Source organism: Bradyrhizobium sp. JR4.3, assembly GCF_040547695.1.
Lineage (GTDB): Bacteria > Pseudomonadota > Alphaproteobacteria > Rhizobiales > Xanthobacteraceae > Bradyrhizobium > Bradyrhizobium canariense.
Genome location: NZ_JBEPQF010000017.1, coordinates 152,306 through 173,713 on the forward strand (window position 1 = coordinate 152,306; position 21,408 = coordinate 173,713).

Below are 21,408 nucleotides of genomic sequence, written 5' to 3' on the forward strand. Positions count from 1 at the left end.
GTCAGAAGGCGGTCGATCAGAACACTCGCTGGTCAGAACACTTGGCCGGCGTTCATCGCGAGATGCTCGACGATGGGACCGAGAGCGAGGGCCGGGAAGAAGGTCAGGCCGCCGATGATCAGAATCACGCCGACAACGAAGCCGACGAACAGCCCGCCCGTGGTCGGGAGGGTGCCCGCGGACGGCGGGATCGATTTCTTGGCGGCCAGCGAACCCGCAATCGCCATCGCCGGGATGATCATGAAGAAGCGGCCGACGAACATCGCGCTTGCCAGCGTGAGGTTGTAGAAGAAAGCGTTGCCGGTGAGGCCTGCGAAGGCCGAGCCGTTGTTGCCGGTCGCCGAGGTGAAGGCGTAGAGCACCTCGGTGAAGCCGTGCGGCCCGGCATTCGCCATTGAGGCGACCGCCGCCGGATAGACCACGCCGACCGCGGTCCAGCCGAGGATCATCAGCGGCAGCACCAGGATCGCGAGCATCGCCATCTTGACCTCGCGCGCCTCGATCTTCTTGCCGACATATTCCGGCGTGCGGCCGACCATCAGGCCCGCCACGAAGATCGCGAGGATGACGAACAGCAGCATGCCGTACATGCCGGCGCCGACGCCGCCGACAATGACTTCGCCGAGCTCGATGTTGATCAGCGGAATCATGCCGCCGAGTGCGGTGAAGCTGTCATGCATGGCGTTGACCGCGCCGCAGGAGGCGGCCGTCGTGATCACGGCGAACAGCGAGGACGCGACGATGCCGAAGCGGACCTCCTTGCCCTCCATATTGCCGCCGGTCAGCCCGAGCACGTGCATGGTCGAAGTGCCGCTGGCTTCCGCCCAATAGGTGACGGCGACCCCAGCGACGAACAGCACGCCCATCACGGACAGGATTGCCCAGCCCTGGCGCTGGTTGCCGACCATGCGGCCGAACACGTTGGTCAGCGCCGCGCCGAGCGCGAAGATCGACAGCATTTGCACGAAGTTCGACAGCGCGGTCGGGTTCTCGAAGGGGTGCGCGGCGTTGGCATTGAAGAAGCCGCCGCCATTGGTGCCGAGCATCTTGATCGCGACCTGCGAGGCGACCGGGCCGACCGCAATGGTCTGCTTGGCGCCTTCGAGCGTTGTCGCATCGACATAATCGCCAAGCGTCTGCGGTATGCCCTGCCAAACCAGAAACAGCGTGTAGACGATGCAGATCGGCAGCAGGACGTACAATGTGCAGCGGGTGACATCGACCCAGAAATTCCCGACGGTGCGCGCCGACGCACGCGAGAAGCCACGGATCAGCGCCACCGCCAGCGCGATGCCGGTCGCCGCCGACAAGAAATTCTGGTGCGTCAGGCCGAGCATCTGCACGAGATAGGAGATCGTGCTCTCACCACCGTAGTTCTGCCAGTTGGTGTTGGTGATGAAGGAGATCGCGGTGTTAAAGGACAAGTCGGCGGCGACCGCCGACTGCCCGGCTGGATTGAACGGCAATACATCCTGAAGCCGCATCACGCCGTAGATGATGAGAAAGCCACCGACGTGGAACAGCAGCATGGCGACCGTATAGGTCAGCCAATGCTGCTCGCGCTTCTCGTCGACGCCGGAGAACCAGTAGATGCCGGCCTCGATCGGACGCAGCACCGGCGACAGGAAGGTCCGCTCGCCGTTGAACACGCTCGTCATGTACCAGCCGAGCGGCTTTACGAGCGCGACGATAATGACGCAAAAGAGAATGATCTGGAGCCAACCGATCATAGTCATGAAATCAACCCTTCAGGCTTCGTGAGCACGGTCAGAATCGCTCGGGCCGCAGCAGCGCGTAAGTGAGGTAGAACAGGAGGCCGAGCGAAACGGCACCGGCGAGCGAATAATCGAAGATCATGGTCCGCTCCCTCAAAGCCGCTCGCAGGCGTAGGTGTAGCCGATCGCAAGGGCGAAGAAGCCGAAGCCCAGCGCCAGCATCAGAATGTCCATCATGGAGATACTCCTCGTTGCGCCCTTGATTTCGGCGCAACCGTTTCTCGGGAGACCCGGTCGGCGCGTGAAAGGAAATGCCGGTGCATTCCACGGCGCCTACCGGGACTTTTGACCGTGCTGAAGTGCCACCGCGGGCATAGGTTTTCGAGACGAAGGCCGTGGCGAAGTTATAGGAATCTCATAAAGGGCCGGGGCTGACGGCGTGGTCGGACAACGCTCGCGAGGCACATCACATCGTCGTCCCGGCGAAGAATGGCGCGCCACCGCCCCATCCCACACTTATGAAATCCCTATATCTCCCGCCCCGCCCCCATATCGTTTTCAAATGCCATATTCGCCATCTTGGAGAGGCCGGCCGACTGACCGACGCCAATTCCAGGAGGCCTGACATGACCGCCGCACGCCGACACCACGAACTGCCGTCACTCAGCGACCGCTTGCGCAACACGCAGGTGATGACGCGGCCGTTGATGCTCGACATCATCGCGCACGTCTGCCGCCGCTTCCCTTCGCTTGGACCAAGCGAACGCACCGCACGCATCATGCGCCTGATCGATGTCGAGGCCTGGGCCGATGCCACGCTGGCGCTGGTAGAGCTGGAGCTGCCGCTATGGCAGGTCCGCCGCATCGCCTATGACGAGGGCGAATGGCACTGTGCGCTCTCGCGCGAACGCGAGTTGCCGGACTGGCTCGACGCCGCGGTCGAGGCCAGCCACGTCGATCTTTCGCTGGCGCTGCTGTCGGCTTTCATCGAGGTCGAGGCATTGGCCCTGGAAGTTTCGCGTCCGAGCGTTCCCACTGTTCGTCCCGCGTCTGACCCGCTCTATGAGCCGGTCGGCTGCGAAAATTTCGGCTAGTCCGCCGCTTGTCATCACAGTCGTGGCGCGCAGCCTCGGAGCATAAGCCCTCAGGCGCATCGACCGCGAATTGACCATGGCTGCCCACGGGGCGAGCAACCGGCTCCGTGGCCAAGAGGCACGGCTAAAAGGCGTGGCCAAAAACACTCGGCCGATCTGGCGCAGTTTCACGGAACCGTGTAGATCGGTTTCATGAGCATCAGCAACGTCAACGTGGTCGCCCATCCCCTGGTCCAGCACAAGCTCTCCCTGATGCGGGAGAAGGACCGCTCGACCAAGAGCTTTCGCGAGATCCTGAACGAGATCGGGATGCTGCTCGGCTACGAGGTGACGCGCGACCTGCCGCTGGAGCTGGTCGATATCGAGACGCCGATTTCGCCAATGCGGGCGCCCAAGATCGCCGGCAAGAAGCTCACGCTGGCGCCGATCCTGCGCGCCGGCGTCGGCTTCCTCGACGGCATGCTGGCGTTGATGCCCTCGGCGCGCATCGCCCATATCGGGCTCTACCGCGATCCCGAGACGTTGCAGGCCGTGGAATATTACTTCAAGGCGCCGCAGGACCTGTCGGACCGCACCGTGATCCTGATGGATCCCATGCTGGCGACCGGTAACTCGGCCTGCGCCGGCGCCTCGCTGCTGAAGGCGCGCGGCGCCCGCGACATCCGCTTCGTCTGCCTTCTGGCCGCGCCTGAAGGCATCGCGCAGTTCCAGAGCGAGCATCCCGACGTTCCGGTCTGGACCGCCGCGATCGACGAGCGGCTCAACGACCACGGCTACATCGTGCCGGGGCTGGGCGACGCCGGCGACCGGATGTTCGGCACCAAGTAGACAGGTTCGCGCGATCGGGTTAGTCCGGTTGCCATGAGCGCTAACGAATTTTCGCTGCAATCGCTGATCCAGACCGAAGCCGCCGCCGACCCGGCCTTCGTGTTCGACGGCACGCCGGTCTCGCGCGCGGAATTCTCGGAAAAGATCGAGCAGACCGCCGCCTGGCTTGCCGCGCGCGGTATCGGCAAGGGCGATGTCGTCGCGGTCTGGCTGGTCAACCGGATCGAATGGATCCCGCTGCTGTTCGCGGCCGCCCGGCTTGGGGCAATCGTCGCCGCCGTCAATACGCGCTACCGCAGCGCGGAGGTCGCGCATCTCCTGAAGCTGTCCGGCGCCCGTCTGATGGTGATCGAAGCCGCGTTCCGCTCGATCGACTTTGTCGCTATTCTCGCCGACATTGCGAAGGACGAGGTGCCTGCGCTGCGAGAGATCGCGGTGGTCGGCGCGGATGAGATTCCCGCCCAATGGCCCTGCGTGCGCCTCGATGCCTTCGAGAAGCGCTATCCGCCTGCCCCGCCTGCTCAGGATGATTTCGATCTGCCGGTTCTGCTCTACACGACATCGGGCACCACCAAGGGACCGAAGCTTGTCGCGCATTCGCAGCGAACGTTGGCCACGCACGCCGCCTCCGTTGCCAAGGCGCTCAAACTCTCGCCACAGCGCCATGCGCTGCTGGCCATGCTGCCGTTCTGCGGCACTTTTGGCATGACGAGCCTGCTCGGCTTCGTCGCAGCGGGCGCGACCGTCCATGCGCTCGACGCCTTCGAGGCCGCGCCGGCGCTGAAGCTTCTCCGCGAGTGCGGGATCACGCATGCCTTTGGCTCGGACGAGATGTTCCGCCGCATCCTCGCCCTCACCGAGGCGCCGCATCCGTTTCCGCATCTCGAACCCTGCGGCTTTGCCGCGTTCCAGCCCGGCTGGCGCGAGCTCGCTGCCGAGGCCGAGGCGCGCGGCATGCCGTTGCACGGCCTCTACGGTTCGAGCGAGGTTCAGGCGCTGTTCTCGATCGCACGCTCGAGTGACGCCTTCACAGATCGCATCGAGGGCGGCGGCTGGCCGATGTCGCCGGAGGCCAAGGTCCGTGTGCGCGACACGGAGAGCGGCGAACTTGCGGCTCCTGGTGTATCCGGAGAGATCGAGATCCGGGCGCCGTCACGCTTCCTCGGCTACTACAACAATCCCGATGCGACGCGCGACGCCATCACCGCGGATGGCTTCTTCCGCACCGGCGATATCGGCCGGCTGCGCGGCGACGGCTCCTTCGTCTACGAAACCCGCGCGGGCGATGCCATGCGGCTCGGCGGCTTCCTGGTTGCGCCCGGCGAGATCGAGGACGAGCTCAAATCGTGCGCTGGCGTGGCCGATGCCCAGGTCGTCGCGGTCGATTTGAAGGGAAACGCCCGCTGCGTTGCCTTCGTGATCCCCGCCCGGGAACCCCACCACGAGCCGCCGCAGCAGGACGCGTTGATCGCGCGTCTGCGCGAGCGGCTGGCCGGCTACAAGGTCCCGGCGCGGATCTATGTCGTGGAAGCTTTCCCCGTCACCGACAGTGCCAACGGCGTCAAGATCCAGCGCGCCCGGCTTCGAGCCATGGCGATGGAGCGGATCGCTGCCGAATAACGTCTATGGGCTTCGCTTGGAGGCGACCATCGCAGCGCCCCACAATGGTGCGCGCTCAAGCCTAGTATGACTTGGCCAGCCCCAGCACCTTTTCCGCAATGAAGCTGAGCGCAAGCTGCGGGCTGACCGGTGCGATGCGCGGGATCAGAACTTCGCGCAAGTAGCGCTCGACGTGGAACTCCTTGGCATAGCCGAAGCCGCCATGGGTCATCACCGCCTGCTCGCAGGCGTGATATCCGGCCTCACCCGCAATGTATTTCGCGGCATTGGCGGCGCCGCCGCAAGGCATGCCCTTGTCGTATTGCCAGGCCGCCGACATCACCATCAACCAGGCCGCCTCGAGCTCGACCCAGTTTACGGCCAGCGGATGCTGAATGCCCTGATTCTTGCCGATGGGCCGGTTGAACACGACGCGGGTCTTGGCGTATTCGGTGGCGCGCGACAGCGCGAGCTTGCCGAGGCCGACGGCTTCCGCCGCGATCAGGATGCGCTCCGGGTTCATGCCTTCGAGGATGTACTGGAAGCCTTTGCCTTCTTCGCCGATCCGGTCTTCCATGGGAATCTCGAAATCCTCGAAGAACAGCTCGTTGGAATCGACGGCCTTGCGGCCCATCTTCTCGATCTCGTGGACCTTGATCCTGTTGCGATCGAAGTCGGTATAGAACAGGCTCAGCCCATGCGTCGGCGAGCGCACGTCCTCCAGCGGCGTGGTGCGCGCCAGCAGCAGGATCTTGTGCGCGACCTGCGCGGTCGAGATCCACACCTTCTGGCCGTTGACGATGTAGCGGTCGTTCTTGGCCACCGCCCGGGTCTTGAGCTGGGTGGTGTTGAGCCCGGTGTTGGGCTCGGTGACGGCAAAGCACGCCTTCTCGCGGCCCTCGACCATCGGCGGCAGCATGCGCTTGCGCTGTTCCTCCGTGCCGAACACGACCACGGGATTGAGACCGAACACGTTGATGTGCACCGCTGACGCGCCGGACATGCCGGCGCCGGATTCCGCGATGGTGCGCATCATGATCGCGGCTTCGGTGATGCCGAGCCCGGAGCCACCGTAGGCCTCCGGCACGCAGATGCCGAGCCAGCCGGCATCGGCGAGCGCCTTGTGGAAGTCGTGCGGAAAGCCGCCGTCGTGATCCTTCTTCAGCCAATAGGCATCGGGAAAGCCTTCGCAGATCTTCGCGATAGTGTCGCGAATGGCTTCCTGCTGATCAGTGAGCGCGAAATCCATGATGGTCTCCTTGCTGGGAGCCGCGAGCGCGCAATCTCCCTCCTCTTCGCGTTTCCCACGCGAAGGCCTTGGCTGATTGCCGTGCCCCGACGTGCCCCGCGTTCTTTAGCTCGAAAAGCCGGCTTCAGGTACGTGAATTTTCCTGTCAAGTGTGTGTACCATGCATAGGATCATGCGGCGCGACGGTGTGAGCGCGCGGTTATTTCGCAGGGAGGAAGAGCGCAATGGCCGGACTTTATTTCGAAGACTTTTCCGTTGGCCAGGAGTTCAGGCATCCCCTGACGCGGACCGTCACGGAGATGGACAACACCATGTTCAGCCTGCTGACCCTCAATCCGCAGCCGCTGCACATCGACGCGCATTTTTCGGCCCAGACCGAGTTCGGCCAGCGCATTTTCAACAGCCTTTACACCCTCGGCATCATGATCGGCATGACGGTCTATGATACGACCATGGGAACCACCGTCGCCAATCTCGGCATGACCGACGTCACTTTTCCGAAACCGGTCTTCCATGGCGACACTTTGCGGGCGACGACGAAGGTGCTTTCGTTGCGGGAATCCAAATCGCGCCCCAAGGCGGGCATCGTCGAGTTCGAGCACCACGCTCTCAACCAGAACGACGAGATCGTCGGAAAATGCCGCCGCATGGCGATGATGCACAAGAGGCCGGTCTGATGCGTTCGATGCTGTTCGTGCCGGGCGACTCCCCGCGCAAATTCGAGAAGGCCAGCGAAGGCAACGCCGACGCGCTGATCATCGATCTCGAGGATTCCGTCGTCACCGACAAGAAGCCGGAGGCGCGCGGATTGACGCTGGCGATGCTCAACGGCCGCAACAAGCCCCATCAGCTCTATGTCCGGGTCAACGCGCTCGACACCGGCATGACGCTCGCCGATCTCGCGGCGGTGATGCCGGGCAAGCCCGACGGCATCGTGCTGCCGAAATCGCAGGGCGGCGACGACGTGCGGCAGGTCGCGACCTGGCTGGAAGCTTTGGAGGCTGCGGCTGGCATCGCCATCGGCGCAACGCGCATCGTCTGCGTCGCGACCGAAACCGCAGGATCGATCTTCGGGCTCGGCAGCTACAAGGGCTGCTCTCCTCGCCTCGCGGGCCTGATGTGGGGCGCGGAGGATCTCTCGGCCTCGCTCGGTGCGACCGAGAAAGCGTCAGGCGGCGTGTTCCACAGCCCTTATCGCCTGGCGCGCGATCTCTGCCTGATGGCGGCCGCCGCGGCCGAAGTCGCGCCAATCGACACCGTCTATACCGAGATCGACAATCTCATCGGGCTCGAACAGGAAACGCGCGCGGCGCGGCGCGACGGTTTTTCGGCGAAAGCGCTGATCCATCCTAAGCACGTCGACGTGGTCAACGCGGCGTTCGAACCGACCGAGGCCGAGCGCAATTGGGCCGAGAAGGTGATCGCAGCATTCGCGAGCAATCCGAACTCCGGCACGCTGCGCCTCGACGGCCAGATGATCGACAAGCCGCATCTTCGTGCTGCGATGAAGATTCTCGGCCAGAGCTAGATCAGGAACGGAATAAACTGAACTCGCGGAGAGTCCCCCTCACCCGGAATTTGCTCGCGCAAATTCCGGCCTCTCCCCGCACGCGGGGAGAGGCCAAGATCAGACGATCTTGATCGACATGTCCGGCAAGCCGTCGAGCTTGCACAAGAGCACGTCGCCCTTCACGACCGGACCGACATTCTCCGGCGTGCCGGAATAGATGATGTCGCCGGCCTTGAGCTCGAACGCTTCCGACAGTTTTGCGATCTGCTCGGCCACGCTCCAGATCATCTTGCTGAGATCCGAGCTCTGCTTCACGGTGCCATTTATCGCCAGCGAAATGGCGCCTTTGTCGAAATGACCGGTCTTGCTGGCCGGGTGGATCGGGCCGAGCACCGCGGCGTGGTCGAAGCTCTTGCCGATCTCCCAGGGCTTCTTCTCCGCGGCCATGCCGTTCTGGAGATCGCGCCGGGTCATGTCGAGGCCGAGCGCGTAACCATAGACGTGGTCGAGCGCCTTCTCGGCCGGGATGTTGCTGCCGCCGGATTTCAGCGAGGCGACCAGCTCGACCTCGTGGTGATAGTTCTTGGTCAGCGACGGATAGGGATGATCGGCGACCTCGCCGATCGCGACGTTCTGGATTGCGTCGGTCGGCTTCTGGAAGAAGAACGGCGGCTCGCGGTTCGGGTCCGAGCCGCGCTCGATCGCATGCGCCGCGTAGTTGCGCCCGATGCAGTAGATGCGTCGGACCTGGAACACCTGGGTTTCGCCGACGATCGGGATGGTGACCATCGGCACTGGAAAGATCGGCTTCGGCCCGGTCTGCGCCGCAGCCGGCGCAACTTCCGCGATCGAAACAGCACCTGCGGCCGCGGCAATTGCGAGCAGCTCTCGTCGCGTTGGTGAGATCTCTTTCATGTTTTGTGCTCCCTTTTTATGTTCGTTGGGCGCATCATGCGCGCCGACCCGCCTGATAATCAATATTCAGTATGCCAGCAATGCTGCACCGGCACGTCCTCTGATCGACGAGAACAGGCCACCTGCAGCCGCGCCTTCCAAACCGGCTCCCTTTCGCCACTAGCATGGAACTTGCATAAATTCTGGGCGACATGGATGCCGCATGAACCTCATCAGCCTCGATATCCGCATGCTCCGGTCGCTGATCTCCGTGGTCGAGACCGGCAGCATTACCGAGACCGCGCGGCGGCTGGGCCGCACCCAGCCGGCGATCACCCTGCAATTGCAGCGGCTGGAGGAGCTCACCGGGAAACAATTGTTCGAGCATGCCGGCCGCCGGCTGACGCTGAGCGAGGACGGCACGACGGTTCTCACCTACGCCAAATCCATCCTCCGGTTGCATGACGAATTGATTTCGCAACTGGCGTCGCAGGAGATCGAGGGGCAGGTGGTGCTCGGCACGCCCGACCTCTACGCCGCCTTCATGCTGCCGCAGATCCTCAGCGTGTTCCGAAAATCCTTCCCGCGCGTCCAGGTCGAGCTCAATTGCGCGCTCTCGACGCCGCTGGTGGGCCTGGTCAAGCGCGGCGATGTCGACATCGCGCTCGTCACCCGCATGAACGATTTTACGGGCGGCCAGGTGGTACGGCGCGAGCAACTGGTCTGGATGACCGGCGAGCAGTCCGCCGCGCACCAGGAACGGCCCATTCCGCTGGCATTGCTACCGCCGGGCAACATCTATCGCGACTACGCGATCGACACGCTGGAACGCGCGAATTTGCGCTGGCGCATCGCTTGCGTCAGCGAAAGCGTCGGCGGCCTCCAGGCGGCGGCCTTCGCCGGCATGGCCGTGACTGTACTTGGCCGCAGCGCGCTGGTGCCGGCGATGCGCGAGATCGGCCCGAACGAGGGCCTGCCGCCGCTGCCGAAGATCGAGCTGCTGCTCTACAAGTCGAGCGGCGCGACCTCGAAGGCGGCGACCGCCTTGCACGACTATCTCGCGCACTATCTGCGCCTCGACGAGGAACTCAGCGGCCGCGGCGATCCGATCGAGCTGTCCTGAGCTTCATGCCTTCGCGCGCGCCGGCTTTTCGCGGAGCGCCAGTGACGGCCAGAACGCTGCCCAGGGCTGCGCCGCTTCGAACGCAGCGGCGATGCGGAAGATCGTGGGCTCGTCGAGCCAGGCAGCGACGATCTGCAAGCCGATCGGCATTCCCTCGCGATCGAAGCCGCAGGGCAGCGTCGCGGCCGGTAGGCCGGCGAGGTTGATCGGCCAGGTGAAGGGCGACCAGCCGAGATGCGGATCGACCTTGCCGCCGTCGATCGTCTCGACGCCGAGACGGCCGGCCTCGAACGCAGTCACCGCCACGGTCGGCGTCACCAGCGCATCGACGCGCTCGAAAAGCTTCAGGAAGCCGCTGCGAGCCTGGCCGCGGCGATACCCCGCTTCGATATAGTCCGTGCCGCTGTAGCGCCGGCCGGCACTGATGACGTCAAGATAATCTGCTTCGGAGCTGGCGAGATCGGCCGTGGTCTTGCTCGCGACAGCCGCCGCCTGTTCGGTAAAGGCGATCGGCTTCAGCGTGTGCTCGAGGATGCCGGGATCGAGGCCCGGACCATCCATGGTGACCTGCGCGCCGCAGGCATCGAGAATGGCCAACGCCTTGCCGAACGCCGCGCGCACATCGGGGCTGACAGCGGCGTAGCCGAGATCGACGCTGGCGCCGATACGAATGCCGTTCAACGGCGCGGCCTTCGTATCGAACCGCCGCGCCGCCACCGGCAGGCTCGCGGGATCGCGCAGATCGTAGCCGGCGATGATCTCCAGCGTCAGCGCGGCATCCGCAACCGTGCGCGTGATCGGCCCGGTATGTGCGAGCGAGCCCCAGGACGGTGGCGAGAAGCCGGGCGAACGCGGCACCAGGCCAAAGGTCGGCTTCAGGCCAAACACACCGCAGAAGGACGAGGGCACGCGGATCGAGCCAACGCCATCGGTTCCGATCGCGATCGGACCGCAGCCGGCGGCAACGCCCGCCGCCGCGCCGCCGCTCGATCCGCCGCTGGTGCGACCGGCGTTCCAGGGATTGCGCGTGGTGCCAGTGACCGGGCTGTCCGCCGTCAACTTGTATCCGGACTCGCAGGTCGTGGTCTTGCAGGTGACGATTGCACCCGCCTCCTTCAGCGCCGAGACAACGGCCGCATCGGCATCGGGCACGAATGCCTTGTTCATCGGCGAGCCGCCATAGGCCGGCACGCCTGCGACAAAGACCAGGTCCTTGATCGTCACAGGTATACCGGCGAGCGGCCCCTTGGCCTCGCCGGCACGCATCTCCCTGGTGAGACGATCGGCCTCCGCCCTCGCCTGCTCGTACATCGGCGTCACCACCGCGTTGCAGGCCCCATTCGTCACCTCCAGGGCGGCAATGGTGTCGTCGACGACATCGCGCGGAGTGAACGCCTTGCGCCGGTAGCCGGCCAGGATCTCGGTTGCGGAAAGCGAGCCAAGGCCAGTCAGCGCCGGCGGGAAGGCCGTTCGGCCAAAACCATCAGTCATCATCAACCCTAAAGTGCTAGCTGAGCGCCGCGTCGACGGCGCGCTTGGCCATGACCGTGACGAGATGCGCACGGTAGTCGGCTTCGGCATGGATGTCGGAGGTGAGACCCTCGGTGTCGATCTTGATCGCCGCGATCGCGGACGGATCGAAACTTCGAGACAGCGCATCTTCCATCGGGGGAACGCGGAATACGCCGGAGCCCGCTCCGGTCACGGCCACGCGAACGCCATCGGCGAATTTCGCGACGAACACGCCGACCAGCGCATAGCGCGACGCTGGCGCCTTGAACTTGGCGTAGCCCGCCTTGAGCGGCACCGGAAAGCGGATCGCCGTGATGATCTCGCCAGGCTCGAGCGCGGTCTCGAACAGGCCGCGGAGGAACCCGTCGGCCGCGATCTCGCGCGTGCTGGTGACGACGGTCGCGCCAAGACCGAGCACACCTGCCGGATAATCGGCCGCTGGATCGTTGTTCGCGACGGAGCCGCCGATCGTGCCGCGAATGCGCACGGCGGGATCGCCGATCATCGACGCCAGCGCGGCGAGACCGGGAATCTTTCCTTGCACCAGCTTGGAGGCGGCCACCACCGCGTGTGGCGTCATCGCACCGATGGTGATGGTGGCGCCGCCGTCGGTGATGCCCTTCAGATTCCCGAGCTTCGACAGATCGATCAAGGCAGGCGGGCTCGCCAGCCGCTGCTTCAGCGTTGGGATCAGCGTCATGCCGCCGGCGACGAGCTTGCTGTCCTCGATCGAGGTCAGCAGTTTGGCAGCGTCGGGAATCCGGTCCGGCTGGTGATAGGCAAACGGTTTCATGATTGTCCTCCCTATTCCGCAGCGACCGGCAGCGATGCATTCTGAAGCAGGCGCCAAATCCGGTTCGGCGTCGCCGGCATGTCGACATGGGTGACGCCGAGATGCGACAGCGCATCGACCACCGCGTTGATCACCGCGGCCGGCGAACCGATGGTGCCGACCTCGCCGCAGCCCTTCACGCCCATCGGCGTGTGCGTGCACAGCGTCGAATGGGTCGAGATGTTCATCATCGGCATATGGTCGGCGCGCGGCATGCAGTAGTCCATCAGCGAGCCCGATAGCAGCTGGCCCGAGCCCTCGTCATAGACCGCGTTCTCGTACAGCGCCTGACCGACGCCCTGCACGATGCCGCCGTGCAACTGGCCCTCGACGATCATCGGGTTGATGACCGTGCCGACGTCGTCCACCGCGGTGTAATTGACCAGCGTCACCGTGCCGGTTTCCGGGTCGATCTCGACCTCGGCGATGTGGCAGCCGCCGGGATAGGTGAAGTTGACGGGATCATAATAAGCCTGCTCTTCCAGTCCCGGCTCCAGCACTTCGAGCGGATAGTCGTGCGGCACGTAAGCGGCGCCCGCGATCTCCTCGAACGTCTTCATGCGGTCGGTGCCTGCGACCGAGAATTTTCCGGCCTCGAACTGGATGTCCATCTCGGCCGCTTCAAGCAGATGCGCCGCGATCTTCTTGCCTTTCGCGACCACCTTGTCGGTCGCCTTCGACAGCGCCGCGCCGCCAACCACCAGCGAACGCGAGCCATAGGTACCCATGCCGAACTGCACGCGATCGGTATCGCCAAACACGATGTCGACATTGTCAAACGCGACGCCGAGCTTTTCCGAGACGATCTGCGCGAACGTCGTCTCGTGGCCCTGGCCGTGATTGTGCGTGCCGATCATGACCGTGACCTGGCCGGTCGGATGCACCCGCACCGTGGCGCTCTCATAGAGCCCGCCGCGCGCGCCCAATCGTCCCGCGAAGCGCGACGGCGCGAGGCCGCAGGCCTCGACATAGGTCGAGTAGCCGAGCCCGCGGAGTTTGCCCCTGCGCGCCGACTCCGCCTTGCGGATACCGAAATTCCTGACGTCGGCCGCGACAAGAGCGCCGTCGAGACATCCCATCGGATCGCCGGAATCATACTGCACCAGCACCGGCGTCTGGTAGGGATAGGCCTCCTTCGGGATCATATTGCGCCGGCGGATCTCGACGCGATCGATGCCCATCTCGCTGGCTGCGACGTCGACGATGCGCTCCAGCACGAAGGTCGCCTCGGGACGGCCGGCGCCGCGATAAGCGTCGACCGGAACGGTATTGGTGAACACCACCTTCACGTTGCAGTAGATTGCCGGCGTGGTGTAGACGCCGCCGAGCAGCGGTCCGTAGAGATTGGTCGGGATGTTCGGCCCGAAGGTCGAGAGATAGCCGCCCATATTGGCGAGCGTGTTGACACGGAAGGCCAGGAACTTCCCGGTCTCGTCCAGTGCAAGCTCGGCCTCGGTGACGTGATCGCGGCCGTGACGATCGGAGACGTAGCCTTCCGACCGGCTCGCGACCCATTTGATCGGCCGCATCACGCGCTTGGCGGCCCAGGTGATCACGGCCTCCTCGCCGTAGTGGAACTGCTTGACTCCAAAGCCGCCGCCGACATCGGGCGCGACCACGCGCAGCTTGTGCTGCGGAATGTTCAGCACCAGCGCGCCCATCAGGAAGCGTACGACATGCGGGAACTGGCTGGTGGTCCACAGCGTGAAGCGATCCGTGCCGGGCTCATATTCGGCGATCGCCGCGCGCGGCTCCATCGGGTTGCCGATCAGCCTGTTGTTGACGAGGCTGAGCTTTGCGACATGCGCCGCTTTCCGGAACGCAGTCTCGACCGCGGCCTTGTCGCCGAGCTCCCAATCGCAACAGAGGTTGTTCGGCACGTCGTCGAACAATTGCGGCGCGCCGGGCCGCACGGCTTCGAGCACGCCGACCACTGAGGGCAGCACCTCGTAATCGACCGTGAGCAGTTCGGCCGCCGCGCTGGCCTGCGCCGGCGTCTCCGCGACGACGAAGGCCACCATGTCGCCGACGAAGCGCACCTTGCCCTGCGCCAGCATCGGGAATGGGGGCTCCTTCATCGGCACGCCCTTGGCATCCGAGATACCCCAGCCGCAGGGCAGCGATCCCAGCTTGTCCGCGGCGGCATCCTCGCCGGTCAGGACCGCGATGACGCCGGGCGATGCGAGCGCCGCACTCTTGTCGATGCCGCGCAGGATCGCGTGTCCGTGCGGCGAGCGCACGAACACACCCGCCGTCATGCCGGGACGCTTGATGTCGGAGACGTAATTGCCGCGGCCGGTGAGGAAGCGCTGGTCCTCTTTCCGTTTGGGTGAAGCGCCGATCCCGATCACATTGCCCATGGTCACTCTCCCCTCGCGGTGTTCATGGCGGCAGCGCCAGCCATGACCGAGACGACGATGTTCTGATAGCCGGTGCAGCGGCAGATATTGCCTTCGAGGCCGTGACGGACGTCGGCTTCCGTCAGGTCCGGCTTCTCGGTCGCGAGCGCCACCGCTGTCATCAGCATACCGGGCGTGCAAAAGCCGCATTGCAGGCCGTGATGCTCGCGAAACGCTTCCTGCATCGGATGCAGCTGGTTCGAACCGGGCGCTCCATGAAGCCCTTCGATAGTGAGGAGCGTCGCGCCGTCGAGCGCGGGCGCGAGCAGCGTGCAGCTCTTCACCGGCAGGCCGTCGAGGTGCACCACGCAGGCGCCGCACTGGCTGGTGTCGCAGCCGATATGGGTACCGGTGAGGTTGAGCCGCTCGCGCAGCAGCTCGGCGACTAGCATCGCCGGTTCGACATCGACAGTGGTCGGCCGTCCGTTGAGTGTGAAGGATATCTGCACGATCATACTCCTGTGCGCGACGGGTCTTTAGGCGAGTGGAAGCGCGCTGCCGGTGGCCCATGTGGCCATCACGACGTCGCCGACGGTGAAGGGATCCGCGAAGAAGGTCTTTTCCGGCACGTAGGCCACGAACGCGTCGTCCGGCACCGTGTCGAGCATGACCTTGACGAAATATCCCTGGTATTCGATCGCGAGCACACGACTCGGCAGCAACGTGGTGCAGCCCGGCGGTAGTTCCCTGCCCGGCCGGACCAGCGCGACATCGTCGCGGCGCACGGCGATATCGATCTTGTCACCGACGCTCACCGTGGACCGCGCCTGAAGCGGGACCTCGATGCCATCAGGCGCGGCCTGCGCGAGCGTAAAGGTCGAACCGTTGACCTTCTCGACCCGCCCCGACAGCACGTTCTGCCCGCCCATGAACTCAGCGACGTAACGATCGTGCGGATGGGCATAGACGTCGCGGGCCGCGCCCGCCTGCTTGATCCTGCCCTGCTCCATCACCACCACCAGATCGGCGAGCGCGATCGCCTCGAGCTGGGTATGGGTGACGTGGATGAAGGTGATACCGAGCTCCTGCTGCATCCGCCTGAGCTCCTGGCGCATCTGCACGCGGAGCTGCTCGTCCAGGGCGGACAGCGGTTCGTCGAGCAAGAGTACCCTCGGCTCGGTGATCGCGGCGCGCGCCAGCGCCACACGCTGCTGCTGGCCGCCGGAGAGCTGCGCCGGCAGGCGGTCGGCGAATTGCGTCAGCCGCACCTTCTCGATCATGGCATCCGCAGCGCGCAGGCGGTCAGCCTTCGACATGCCGCGCACGCGCAAGGCGAACGCGATGTTGTCGCGCACGGTGAGATGCGGGAACAGCGCGTAGGACTGGAACATCATCGCGGTGCGCCGCTGCACCGGCGCAAGACCGACGACGTTCTGCCCGCCGATCACGATCTCGCCGGCGGTCGGGTCCTCGTGGCCGGCGATCATGCGCAAAATCGTGGTCTTGCCGCAGCCGGAGGGACCGATGAAGCAGCAATAGGCGCCGTCGGCGATCTTGAGATTGACACCGTCCACCACATTGGTGACGCCGTCAAAGCTCTTGCAGACGCCCGCCAGTTCGATATCGCCGCGATCACTCTTCATTCTCAGCTCAACCCTTTGTGCTGCTGCCGCGCTTTTTCTGGATCAGCACGATGCTGCCCAGGCTTGCGCCGATCACGATGAAGGAGACGATCGTCGTCACCGTCCCGAGCGCATAGAGTGAGGGGGACGTGACGTTCAGCGTCATGCTCCAGATCTCCAGCGGCAGCGTGTTCAGTGAGCCCGCGGTCTGGAGGCTGCGCGCAAACTCGTCGTAGGAGAGCGTGAAGCCGAACAGCGCGACCGCGACGAGGCCGGGCGCCAGCACCGGAATCATCACCAGCCGGATCGATTGCCAGCGGCTGGCGCCGAGGTCGTAGGCCGCCTCCTCCCAGACATGGTTGAAGCGCGACATCACCGCGAACATCACGAGCACGCCGAACGGCAGCGTCCAGGACAGTTGCGCGCCGAGCGCCGAGGTGTACCAGCTCGCATTGAGCCCGAGCGCCTGGAACAACAGACCGGTGCCGAGGCCGAGCACGAGACCCGGCGCGACCAGGCTGCCGATCATCATGTAGAACACGACGGTGTCGCCGCGAAAGCGCTTGCGAAAACCGAGCCCGGCGAGGAACGAGACAACCACCGTGATGACCGTGACAATGACGGCGAGCTTGATCGAGCGGTCGAACGAGCCCTTGACGTCGCCGGTCCGCACCTGGGTGAAGAGATCGACGAACCAGTGTAGCGACTGTCCCTTCATCGGGAAGACGAGGCCGCCGCGGATGTCCTGGAACGACAGGACGTAGATACAGAACATCGGGCCGTACAGCGCCAGCACATAGAACGCAAACAGCGTTGCCAGCGCGTAAAACGTCCACGGCCGGCCGCCTGTGTTCGGCGCGATCGCCTTGGTAGTCGCGGGAGCAACCGTTTCGGGCATGTCGGCGAGAACCGCGCTCATCGCGTGATCTCCTGCCTGATGTCGACGGTGCGCAGGATCAGCGAGACGATCGCGACCAGCACCAGCGTCAGCAACACTGCGCTGGCCGCCGCGGTCGGATATTGCAGCACGCCGACGTCCTCGTAGAACGCGCTCACCACCGAAGCCGAGCCGCCGCCGGACATCACCTTGACCACGAAGAAATCGCCCATCACGATCGAGACGACGAAGATGGTGCCGAGGGCGATGCCGCTCTTGGACATCGGCACCACGATCAGGCGCATGATGTCGAAACGGCTGGCGCCGGCATCGATCGCGGCCTCGATCAGCTTCTTGTCGATCCGTGCCATGGAATTGAAGATCGGCACGATCATGAAAATGGTGAGCTGATGGACATAGGCGATGACGACCGCCAGGTCCGAGAACAGCAGCACTTCCAACGGCTGGCGGATCACGCCAAGCCCCAGCAGCGCCTGGTTGATCAGGCCTTCCTTGCCGAGCAGCGGAATCCAGGAAATCATCCGGATGATGTTCGAGGTCCAGAACGGCACCGTGCAGAGCAGGAACAGGCCAATCGCCAGCAACTGGTTGCGGACGTGGAACACCAGGAAGTAGGCGACGAAGAAGCCGATGATCAGTGTGAAGATCCAGGTCAGCACCGTGAATTTGATGGTCGCGAGATACAGCTTCAGCGTCAGCGCCGAATGCAGCACCTCGACATAGCTTGCGAGCGTGAAGCCCGGCGTCAGCCCGCCAAAGCCGTCGGTGGCAAAGAAGCTCGCGGCCAGCACGACCAGGATCGGCGCCACGAAGAATGGCACGAGCACCAGCACGAGCGGAGACACGTAGAGCCAGCCGGCGAGATTTGCGCGTGGTGAGGTTTGAGCTGGACTAAGAGCTGGACTAAGGCTTGGCTGCATGTCGGCAAACGCCTCGAACTCGGTCATTTGGCACCGGCGCATCGCCACGCCGGCGCTTCGTTCACGTCAGGAAAAGCAGGTTTCAGGCCACCTTGAAGTCGTTCCAGCGCTTGTTCATGTAGGCGGCTTCGTCCATCAGCGTATTCCAGCAGGAGATGTTCTTGACGCGGTCGAGGAACGAACCGCCGTCGCGCTTGGTGCCCGCCTTCTCCATCGCAACGCCATAGGGATCGTTGACCACCTCCGGCGCGGGCTGGCCCTCGTACCAGAACGCCCATTCGGCCGGCGTGAGGAATTTCTTCGCAGTCGAAGGCACCGGGCTGTAATAGCCGTAGCGCGCGACGAAGCCGCCCTGCCAGCCCGACAGATACCAGTTGAGATATTCGTAGGCCGCGTCCAGCTTCTTGCCGGAGAGATGCTTCATCAGGCCCATGCCGTTGCACCAGCCGCGATAGCCTTCCTTGCCGTTCTTGATGTTGACCGGCGCGTAGACGCAGGGGATTTCTTTCACGCGCACCGCGGCAACCGCCGGCGACCACATCGACTGGATGACCGCTTCGCCCGCCGCCATCAGTTGCACCGACTGGTCGAAGGTGGTCCAGGTCGCGCGGAACTGGCCCTGCTTCTTGAGCTCGATCAGCTTGTTGCAGGTGAAGTCGATCTCCTCCTTGGTCATGTTGCCCTTGTTGCCGTACTTGATCAGCCCGGCGCTTTCGAAGCAGAGCGCGGCGTCCATGATGCCGATCGCGGGCACGTCGAGGATCGCGGCCTTGCCCTTGAATTTCGGATCGATCAGATCCTTCCATTCCGTGACTTCATGGCCGACGAGGTCGGGGCGGTAACCGATGGAGTCCGCGTTGTAGACCTGCGGCAGGAAGGTCGCCCATTCGGTCACGCCATCGTTGAGCTCGGTCGAATCGGGCTTGGCGATATACATGGCCTCGTAGGGCGAGATGCCCTGGCGCGGGATCTTGTGACCGTCGATCTCCCCCTTGGTGAAGATCGGCAGGATGTTGTCGAACTCCTTGACCTTCTTGACCTCGATGCCCTGGATCACGCCGCGCTTGGCGGCGAGCTTGGCCTGCCAGCCCTCGAGATCGGCGATATCGACCGTATTAGGCTGGCTTATGAAGCGGTTGATGGCAGCGGAGGTGTCGAGGTTCTGCATCGTCACCTTGAAGCCGAGATCCTTGGCCGCCTGGTCGCCGATCGCCTTCACCACCGAATAGGACACGCCGACATGGCGCAGCTCGATGTCCTTGATCTCCTGCGCCCAGATGGTTGGGAATCCGCGGATCGCGTCCGATCCTGCGGCAGCGCCGGCCACCGCCGCAGCGCCCTTCAACAGCGTGCGTCGGCTCAGCTTTTTCGCAGACCTGTCGCTCGTCCCCGCCGGATTGGCAGTGGATGTCCCCTTGTCCCTGTCAAGCATGGCAACCCTCGTTGGCTACGATGAACGCTGCGCACCGGTCGCCATTGACCGGCTGCGGATGTGACCAATTGCGCAGGAGGCTATGGGCGGGATGTTGTGAAGTAAAATTGGAAGTAAAAATTCGCTGCATAAACGCGGCTAATGGTTCGCCCCGCTGCACCGGCTTTTGGCAGCGCGCATAAGAAGGCGTCAGGACGTGCATACAAAACCGATAGCTTCGAACGTGCGGGCCCGTTCGCGCCGCAGACGTGATCAAGGCGGTCCTCAGGACCTGAGCTGGTCCCGCGCCGTCTCCGGCGCTATCAGCGTTGCGATGATGGTGATGACCGACAGCGCGATGATGTAGACCGACACGGCCCAATAAGAACCCGCCCATGCCAGCAGTGCTGTCGCAATCAGCGGCGAAAAGCCGCCGCTGAGCGCCGCGGCGACGTTGGCTCCCAGCGATGCGCCGCTGTAGCGCACCTGGGTGCGGAACAGCTCCGGCATGAAGGCCGCCTTCGGCCCGAACAGCAGCGCATGCGTCAGTGTCATCGTGACGACGAGCGCGAGCGTGATCAGCGCCGGCTCCCTGGTGTCGAGGAACCAGAACAACGGAAACGCCAGCGCCACCGAGAACACGCCACCGGCGAGATACAGCGCTTTGCGGCCGAAGATGTCGGACAGCCAGCCCGCGAGGGGCAACGTCGCGAGCTCGACGAGCGCGGCATAGACCACCGCATTGAGGATCACCTGCCGCGGCAGGCCGAGCTGCGTCGTGGTATAGACCACGGTGAAAACAGTGAGGAGATAAGCAAGCCCGACTTCGGACACCGTGATGCCGATCGCGAGCAGGAAGCTGCGCCAGTCGCGGCGCAGGACTTCCAGCGCCGGCTGCGCCAGCACCTCCTTGCGCTCGAGCACCTCCTTGAAGTGCGGCGTCTCCGCGAGTTTCAGCCTTACGATGAAGCCGACGCCGACGAGCAGGATGCTGATCAGAAACGGCACGCGCCAGCCCCAGCTCAAGAAGTCCGCTTCGGGCAGTTGCGTCATCAGACCGAAAATGCCGGTGGACGCGGCGACTCCGACGGGGAAGCCGATCTGCACCAGGCTGCCGTAGAAGCCGCGGCGGTTGCCGGCGTGCTCGGCCACCATGACCACCGCCCCGCTCCACTCGCCACCGAGCCCGATGCCCTGGACGAAGCGCAAGATGACGAGGAAGATCGGCGCCCAGACGCCGATCTGACTGTAGGTCGGCAGGCAACCGATCAGGAACGTGCCCAGTCCCATCGCGATCATGGTCGCGACCAGCATCTTCTTGCGGCCGACCCGGTCGCCATAATGCCCGATGATGGCACCGCCAATCGGCCGCGCGACAAAGCCGACCGCATAGGTCGAGAACGCCGCCAGCGTGCCGACGAAGGGATCGAAGCTCGGGAAGAACAGCTTGTTGAAGACGAGTGCGGCGGCCGTGCCGTAGATCAGGAAGTCGTACCACTCGATAGCCGTGCCGAGCGCGCTCGCCCACACCACATGCGCCGTCGTCGATTTCTCCGCCGCAGTGGAGACCCCCGATGCTGCCGTCATTGCCGCGCCCCAAGATTCCTGGGCGCCATCATGGCCAATCGCGATGGCGGTTGCAACTTGTCCGGGCATAGTCGTCGACGAGGATCACAGTGGGTGACAGTTGCGCGCTACTGCTTCAGCACCGTCATTGCGAGGAGCCCTTGCGACGAAGCAATCCAGAATCCCGCCGCGGAAAGAACCTGATCTTCCCCCAAAAAAGTGGACATGGATCAAGCCGATTTTAGCTCCATCTCGACCGGGCTGATATAGCCGATGGCCGAGTGTCTTCGGGTCTG

The 21,408-nt window shown here is 64.3% G+C and carries 20 protein-coding genes; 6 read left to right on the plus strand and 14 right to left on the minus strand.

The window, feature by feature from the left end; genetic code table 11:
- Window positions 1-32: 32 nt before the first annotated feature.
- Window positions 33-1,736 carry a potassium-transporting ATPase subunit KdpA gene (kdpA, locus tag ABIB91_RS25395; RefSeq protein ID WP_354168283.1) on the minus strand — a complete coding sequence of 568 codons (1,704 nt, stop codon included), beginning with the start codon at window positions 1,734-1,736 and terminating at the stop codon, window positions 33-35.
- Between the two features lie 31 nt (window positions 1,737-1,767).
- Window positions 1,768-1,857, minus strand: coding sequence for a K(+)-transporting ATPase subunit F (locus ABIB91_RS25400; protein WP_018454042.1), 90 nt, complete (start codon window positions 1,855-1,857; stop codon window positions 1,768-1,770).
- A gap of 484 nt (window positions 1,858-2,341) precedes the next feature.
- Here ABIB91_RS25400 and ABIB91_RS25405 point away from each other — a divergent pair, with 484 nt between their 5' ends.
- From ABIB91_RS25405 to ABIB91_RS25415, 3 genes are all read left to right on the plus strand, one after another.
- Window positions 2,342-2,809, plus strand: coding sequence for a hypothetical protein (locus tag ABIB91_RS25405; RefSeq protein WP_354168286.1), 468 nt, complete (start codon window positions 2,342-2,344; stop codon window positions 2,807-2,809).
- 192 nt (window positions 2,810-3,001) lie between these two features.
- Entirely contained in the window at window positions 3,002-3,637 is a 636-nt protein-coding gene (upp, locus tag ABIB91_RS25410) for a uracil phosphoribosyltransferase (protein WP_354127265.1), read from the plus strand.
- Between the two features lie 33 nt (window positions 3,638-3,670).
- Entirely contained in the window at window positions 3,671-5,257 is a 1,587-nt protein-coding gene (locus ABIB91_RS25415; RefSeq protein ID WP_354168288.1) for an AMP-binding protein, read from the plus strand.
- A gap of 61 nt (window positions 5,258-5,318) precedes the next feature.
- On the opposite strand, the gene ABIB91_RS25420 is transcribed toward ABIB91_RS25415, so the two are convergent.
- Entirely contained in the window at window positions 5,319-6,485 is a 1,167-nt protein-coding gene (locus ABIB91_RS25420) for an acyl-CoA dehydrogenase family protein (protein WP_354168290.1), read from the minus strand.
- A 224-nt stretch (window positions 6,486-6,709) separates the two neighbouring features.
- On the opposite strand from ABIB91_RS25420, the gene ABIB91_RS25425 reads away from it, so the two are divergent.
- Both ABIB91_RS25425 and ABIB91_RS25430 read left to right on the plus strand, forming a co-directional pair.
- Complete coding sequence (locus ABIB91_RS25425; protein WP_211399565.1) at window positions 6,710-7,162, plus strand: MaoC family dehydratase; 453 nt, start codon at window positions 6,710-6,712, stop codon at window positions 7,160-7,162.
- A complete protein-coding gene (locus ABIB91_RS25430; protein WP_354168293.1) occupies window positions 7,162-8,013 on the plus strand; it encodes an HpcH/HpaI aldolase/citrate lyase family protein in 852 nt (283 codons plus the stop codon). The genes ABIB91_RS25425 and ABIB91_RS25430 overlap by 1 nt, the downstream gene beginning before the upstream one ends.
- A 99-nt stretch (window positions 8,014-8,112) precedes the next feature.
- Here the strand turns inward: ABIB91_RS25430 and ABIB91_RS25435 are convergent, their stop codons facing one another.
- Window positions 8,113-8,910 carry a fumarylacetoacetate hydrolase family protein gene (locus tag ABIB91_RS25435; protein ID WP_354168295.1) on the minus strand — a complete coding sequence of 266 codons (798 nt, stop codon included), beginning with the start codon at window positions 8,908-8,910 and terminating at the stop codon, window positions 8,113-8,115.
- A gap of 202 nt (window positions 8,911-9,112) precedes the next feature.
- Between ABIB91_RS25435 and ABIB91_RS25440 the strand changes: the two genes are divergently transcribed.
- Window positions 9,113-10,012, plus strand: a complete 900-nt coding sequence (locus ABIB91_RS25440; RefSeq protein ID WP_027519799.1) for a LysR substrate-binding domain-containing protein — start codon at window positions 9,113-9,115, stop codon at window positions 10,010-10,012.
- Window positions 10,013-10,015: 3 nt separating this feature from the next.
- On the opposite strand, the gene ABIB91_RS25445 is transcribed toward ABIB91_RS25440, so the two are convergent.
- From ABIB91_RS25445 to ABIB91_RS25490, 10 genes are all read right to left on the minus strand, one after another.
- Window positions 10,016-11,503: an amidase gene (locus ABIB91_RS25445; protein WP_354168297.1), complete on the minus strand. Its 1,488-nt coding sequence runs from the start codon at window positions 11,501-11,503 to the stop codon at window positions 10,016-10,018.
- A 16-nt stretch (window positions 11,504-11,519) separates the two neighbouring features.
- Window positions 11,520-12,317, minus strand: coding sequence for an FAD binding domain-containing protein (locus ABIB91_RS25450; protein WP_354168299.1), 798 nt, complete (start codon window positions 12,315-12,317; stop codon window positions 11,520-11,522).
- A gap of 11 nt (window positions 12,318-12,328) precedes the next feature.
- A complete protein-coding gene (locus ABIB91_RS25455; protein WP_354168301.1) occupies window positions 12,329-14,716 on the minus strand; it encodes a xanthine dehydrogenase family protein molybdopterin-binding subunit in 2,388 nt (795 codons plus the stop codon).
- A 2-nt stretch (window positions 14,717-14,718) separates the two neighbouring features.
- Window positions 14,719-15,210, minus strand: coding sequence for a (2Fe-2S)-binding protein (locus ABIB91_RS25460; protein WP_354168303.1), 492 nt, complete (start codon window positions 15,208-15,210; stop codon window positions 14,719-14,721).
- 21 nt (window positions 15,211-15,231) lie between these two features.
- Window positions 15,232-16,338: an ABC transporter ATP-binding protein gene (locus ABIB91_RS25465; protein ID WP_007595769.1), complete on the minus strand. Its 1,107-nt coding sequence runs from the start codon at window positions 16,336-16,338 to the stop codon at window positions 15,232-15,234.
- 7 nt (window positions 16,339-16,345) lie between these two features.
- Window positions 16,346-17,236 (minus strand): ABC transporter permease, encoded by an 891-nt coding sequence (locus ABIB91_RS25470; protein WP_354168305.1) that lies wholly within the window; start codon window positions 17,234-17,236, stop codon window positions 16,346-16,348.
- The gene (locus ABIB91_RS25475) at window positions 17,233-18,162 is read right to left on the minus strand and encodes an ABC transporter permease (RefSeq protein WP_354168307.1); all 930 of its coding nucleotides are present in this window, start codon (window positions 18,160-18,162) and stop codon (window positions 17,233-17,235) included. The genes ABIB91_RS25470 and ABIB91_RS25475 overlap by 4 nt, the downstream gene beginning before the upstream one ends.
- Window positions 18,163-18,217: 55 nt before the next feature.
- Window positions 18,218-19,567 (minus strand): ABC transporter substrate-binding protein, encoded by a 1,350-nt coding sequence (locus ABIB91_RS25480; protein ID WP_354168309.1) that lies wholly within the window; start codon window positions 19,565-19,567, stop codon window positions 18,218-18,220.
- 264 nt (window positions 19,568-19,831) lie between these two features.
- Entirely contained in the window at window positions 19,832-21,133 is a 1,302-nt protein-coding gene (locus ABIB91_RS25485; protein ID WP_354168311.1) for an MFS transporter, read from the minus strand.
- Window positions 21,134-21,217: 84 nt separating this feature from the next.
- Window positions 21,218-21,408: hypothetical protein (locus ABIB91_RS25490; RefSeq protein WP_354168313.1), on the minus strand; the 191-nt coding region annotated here is incomplete at its 5' end.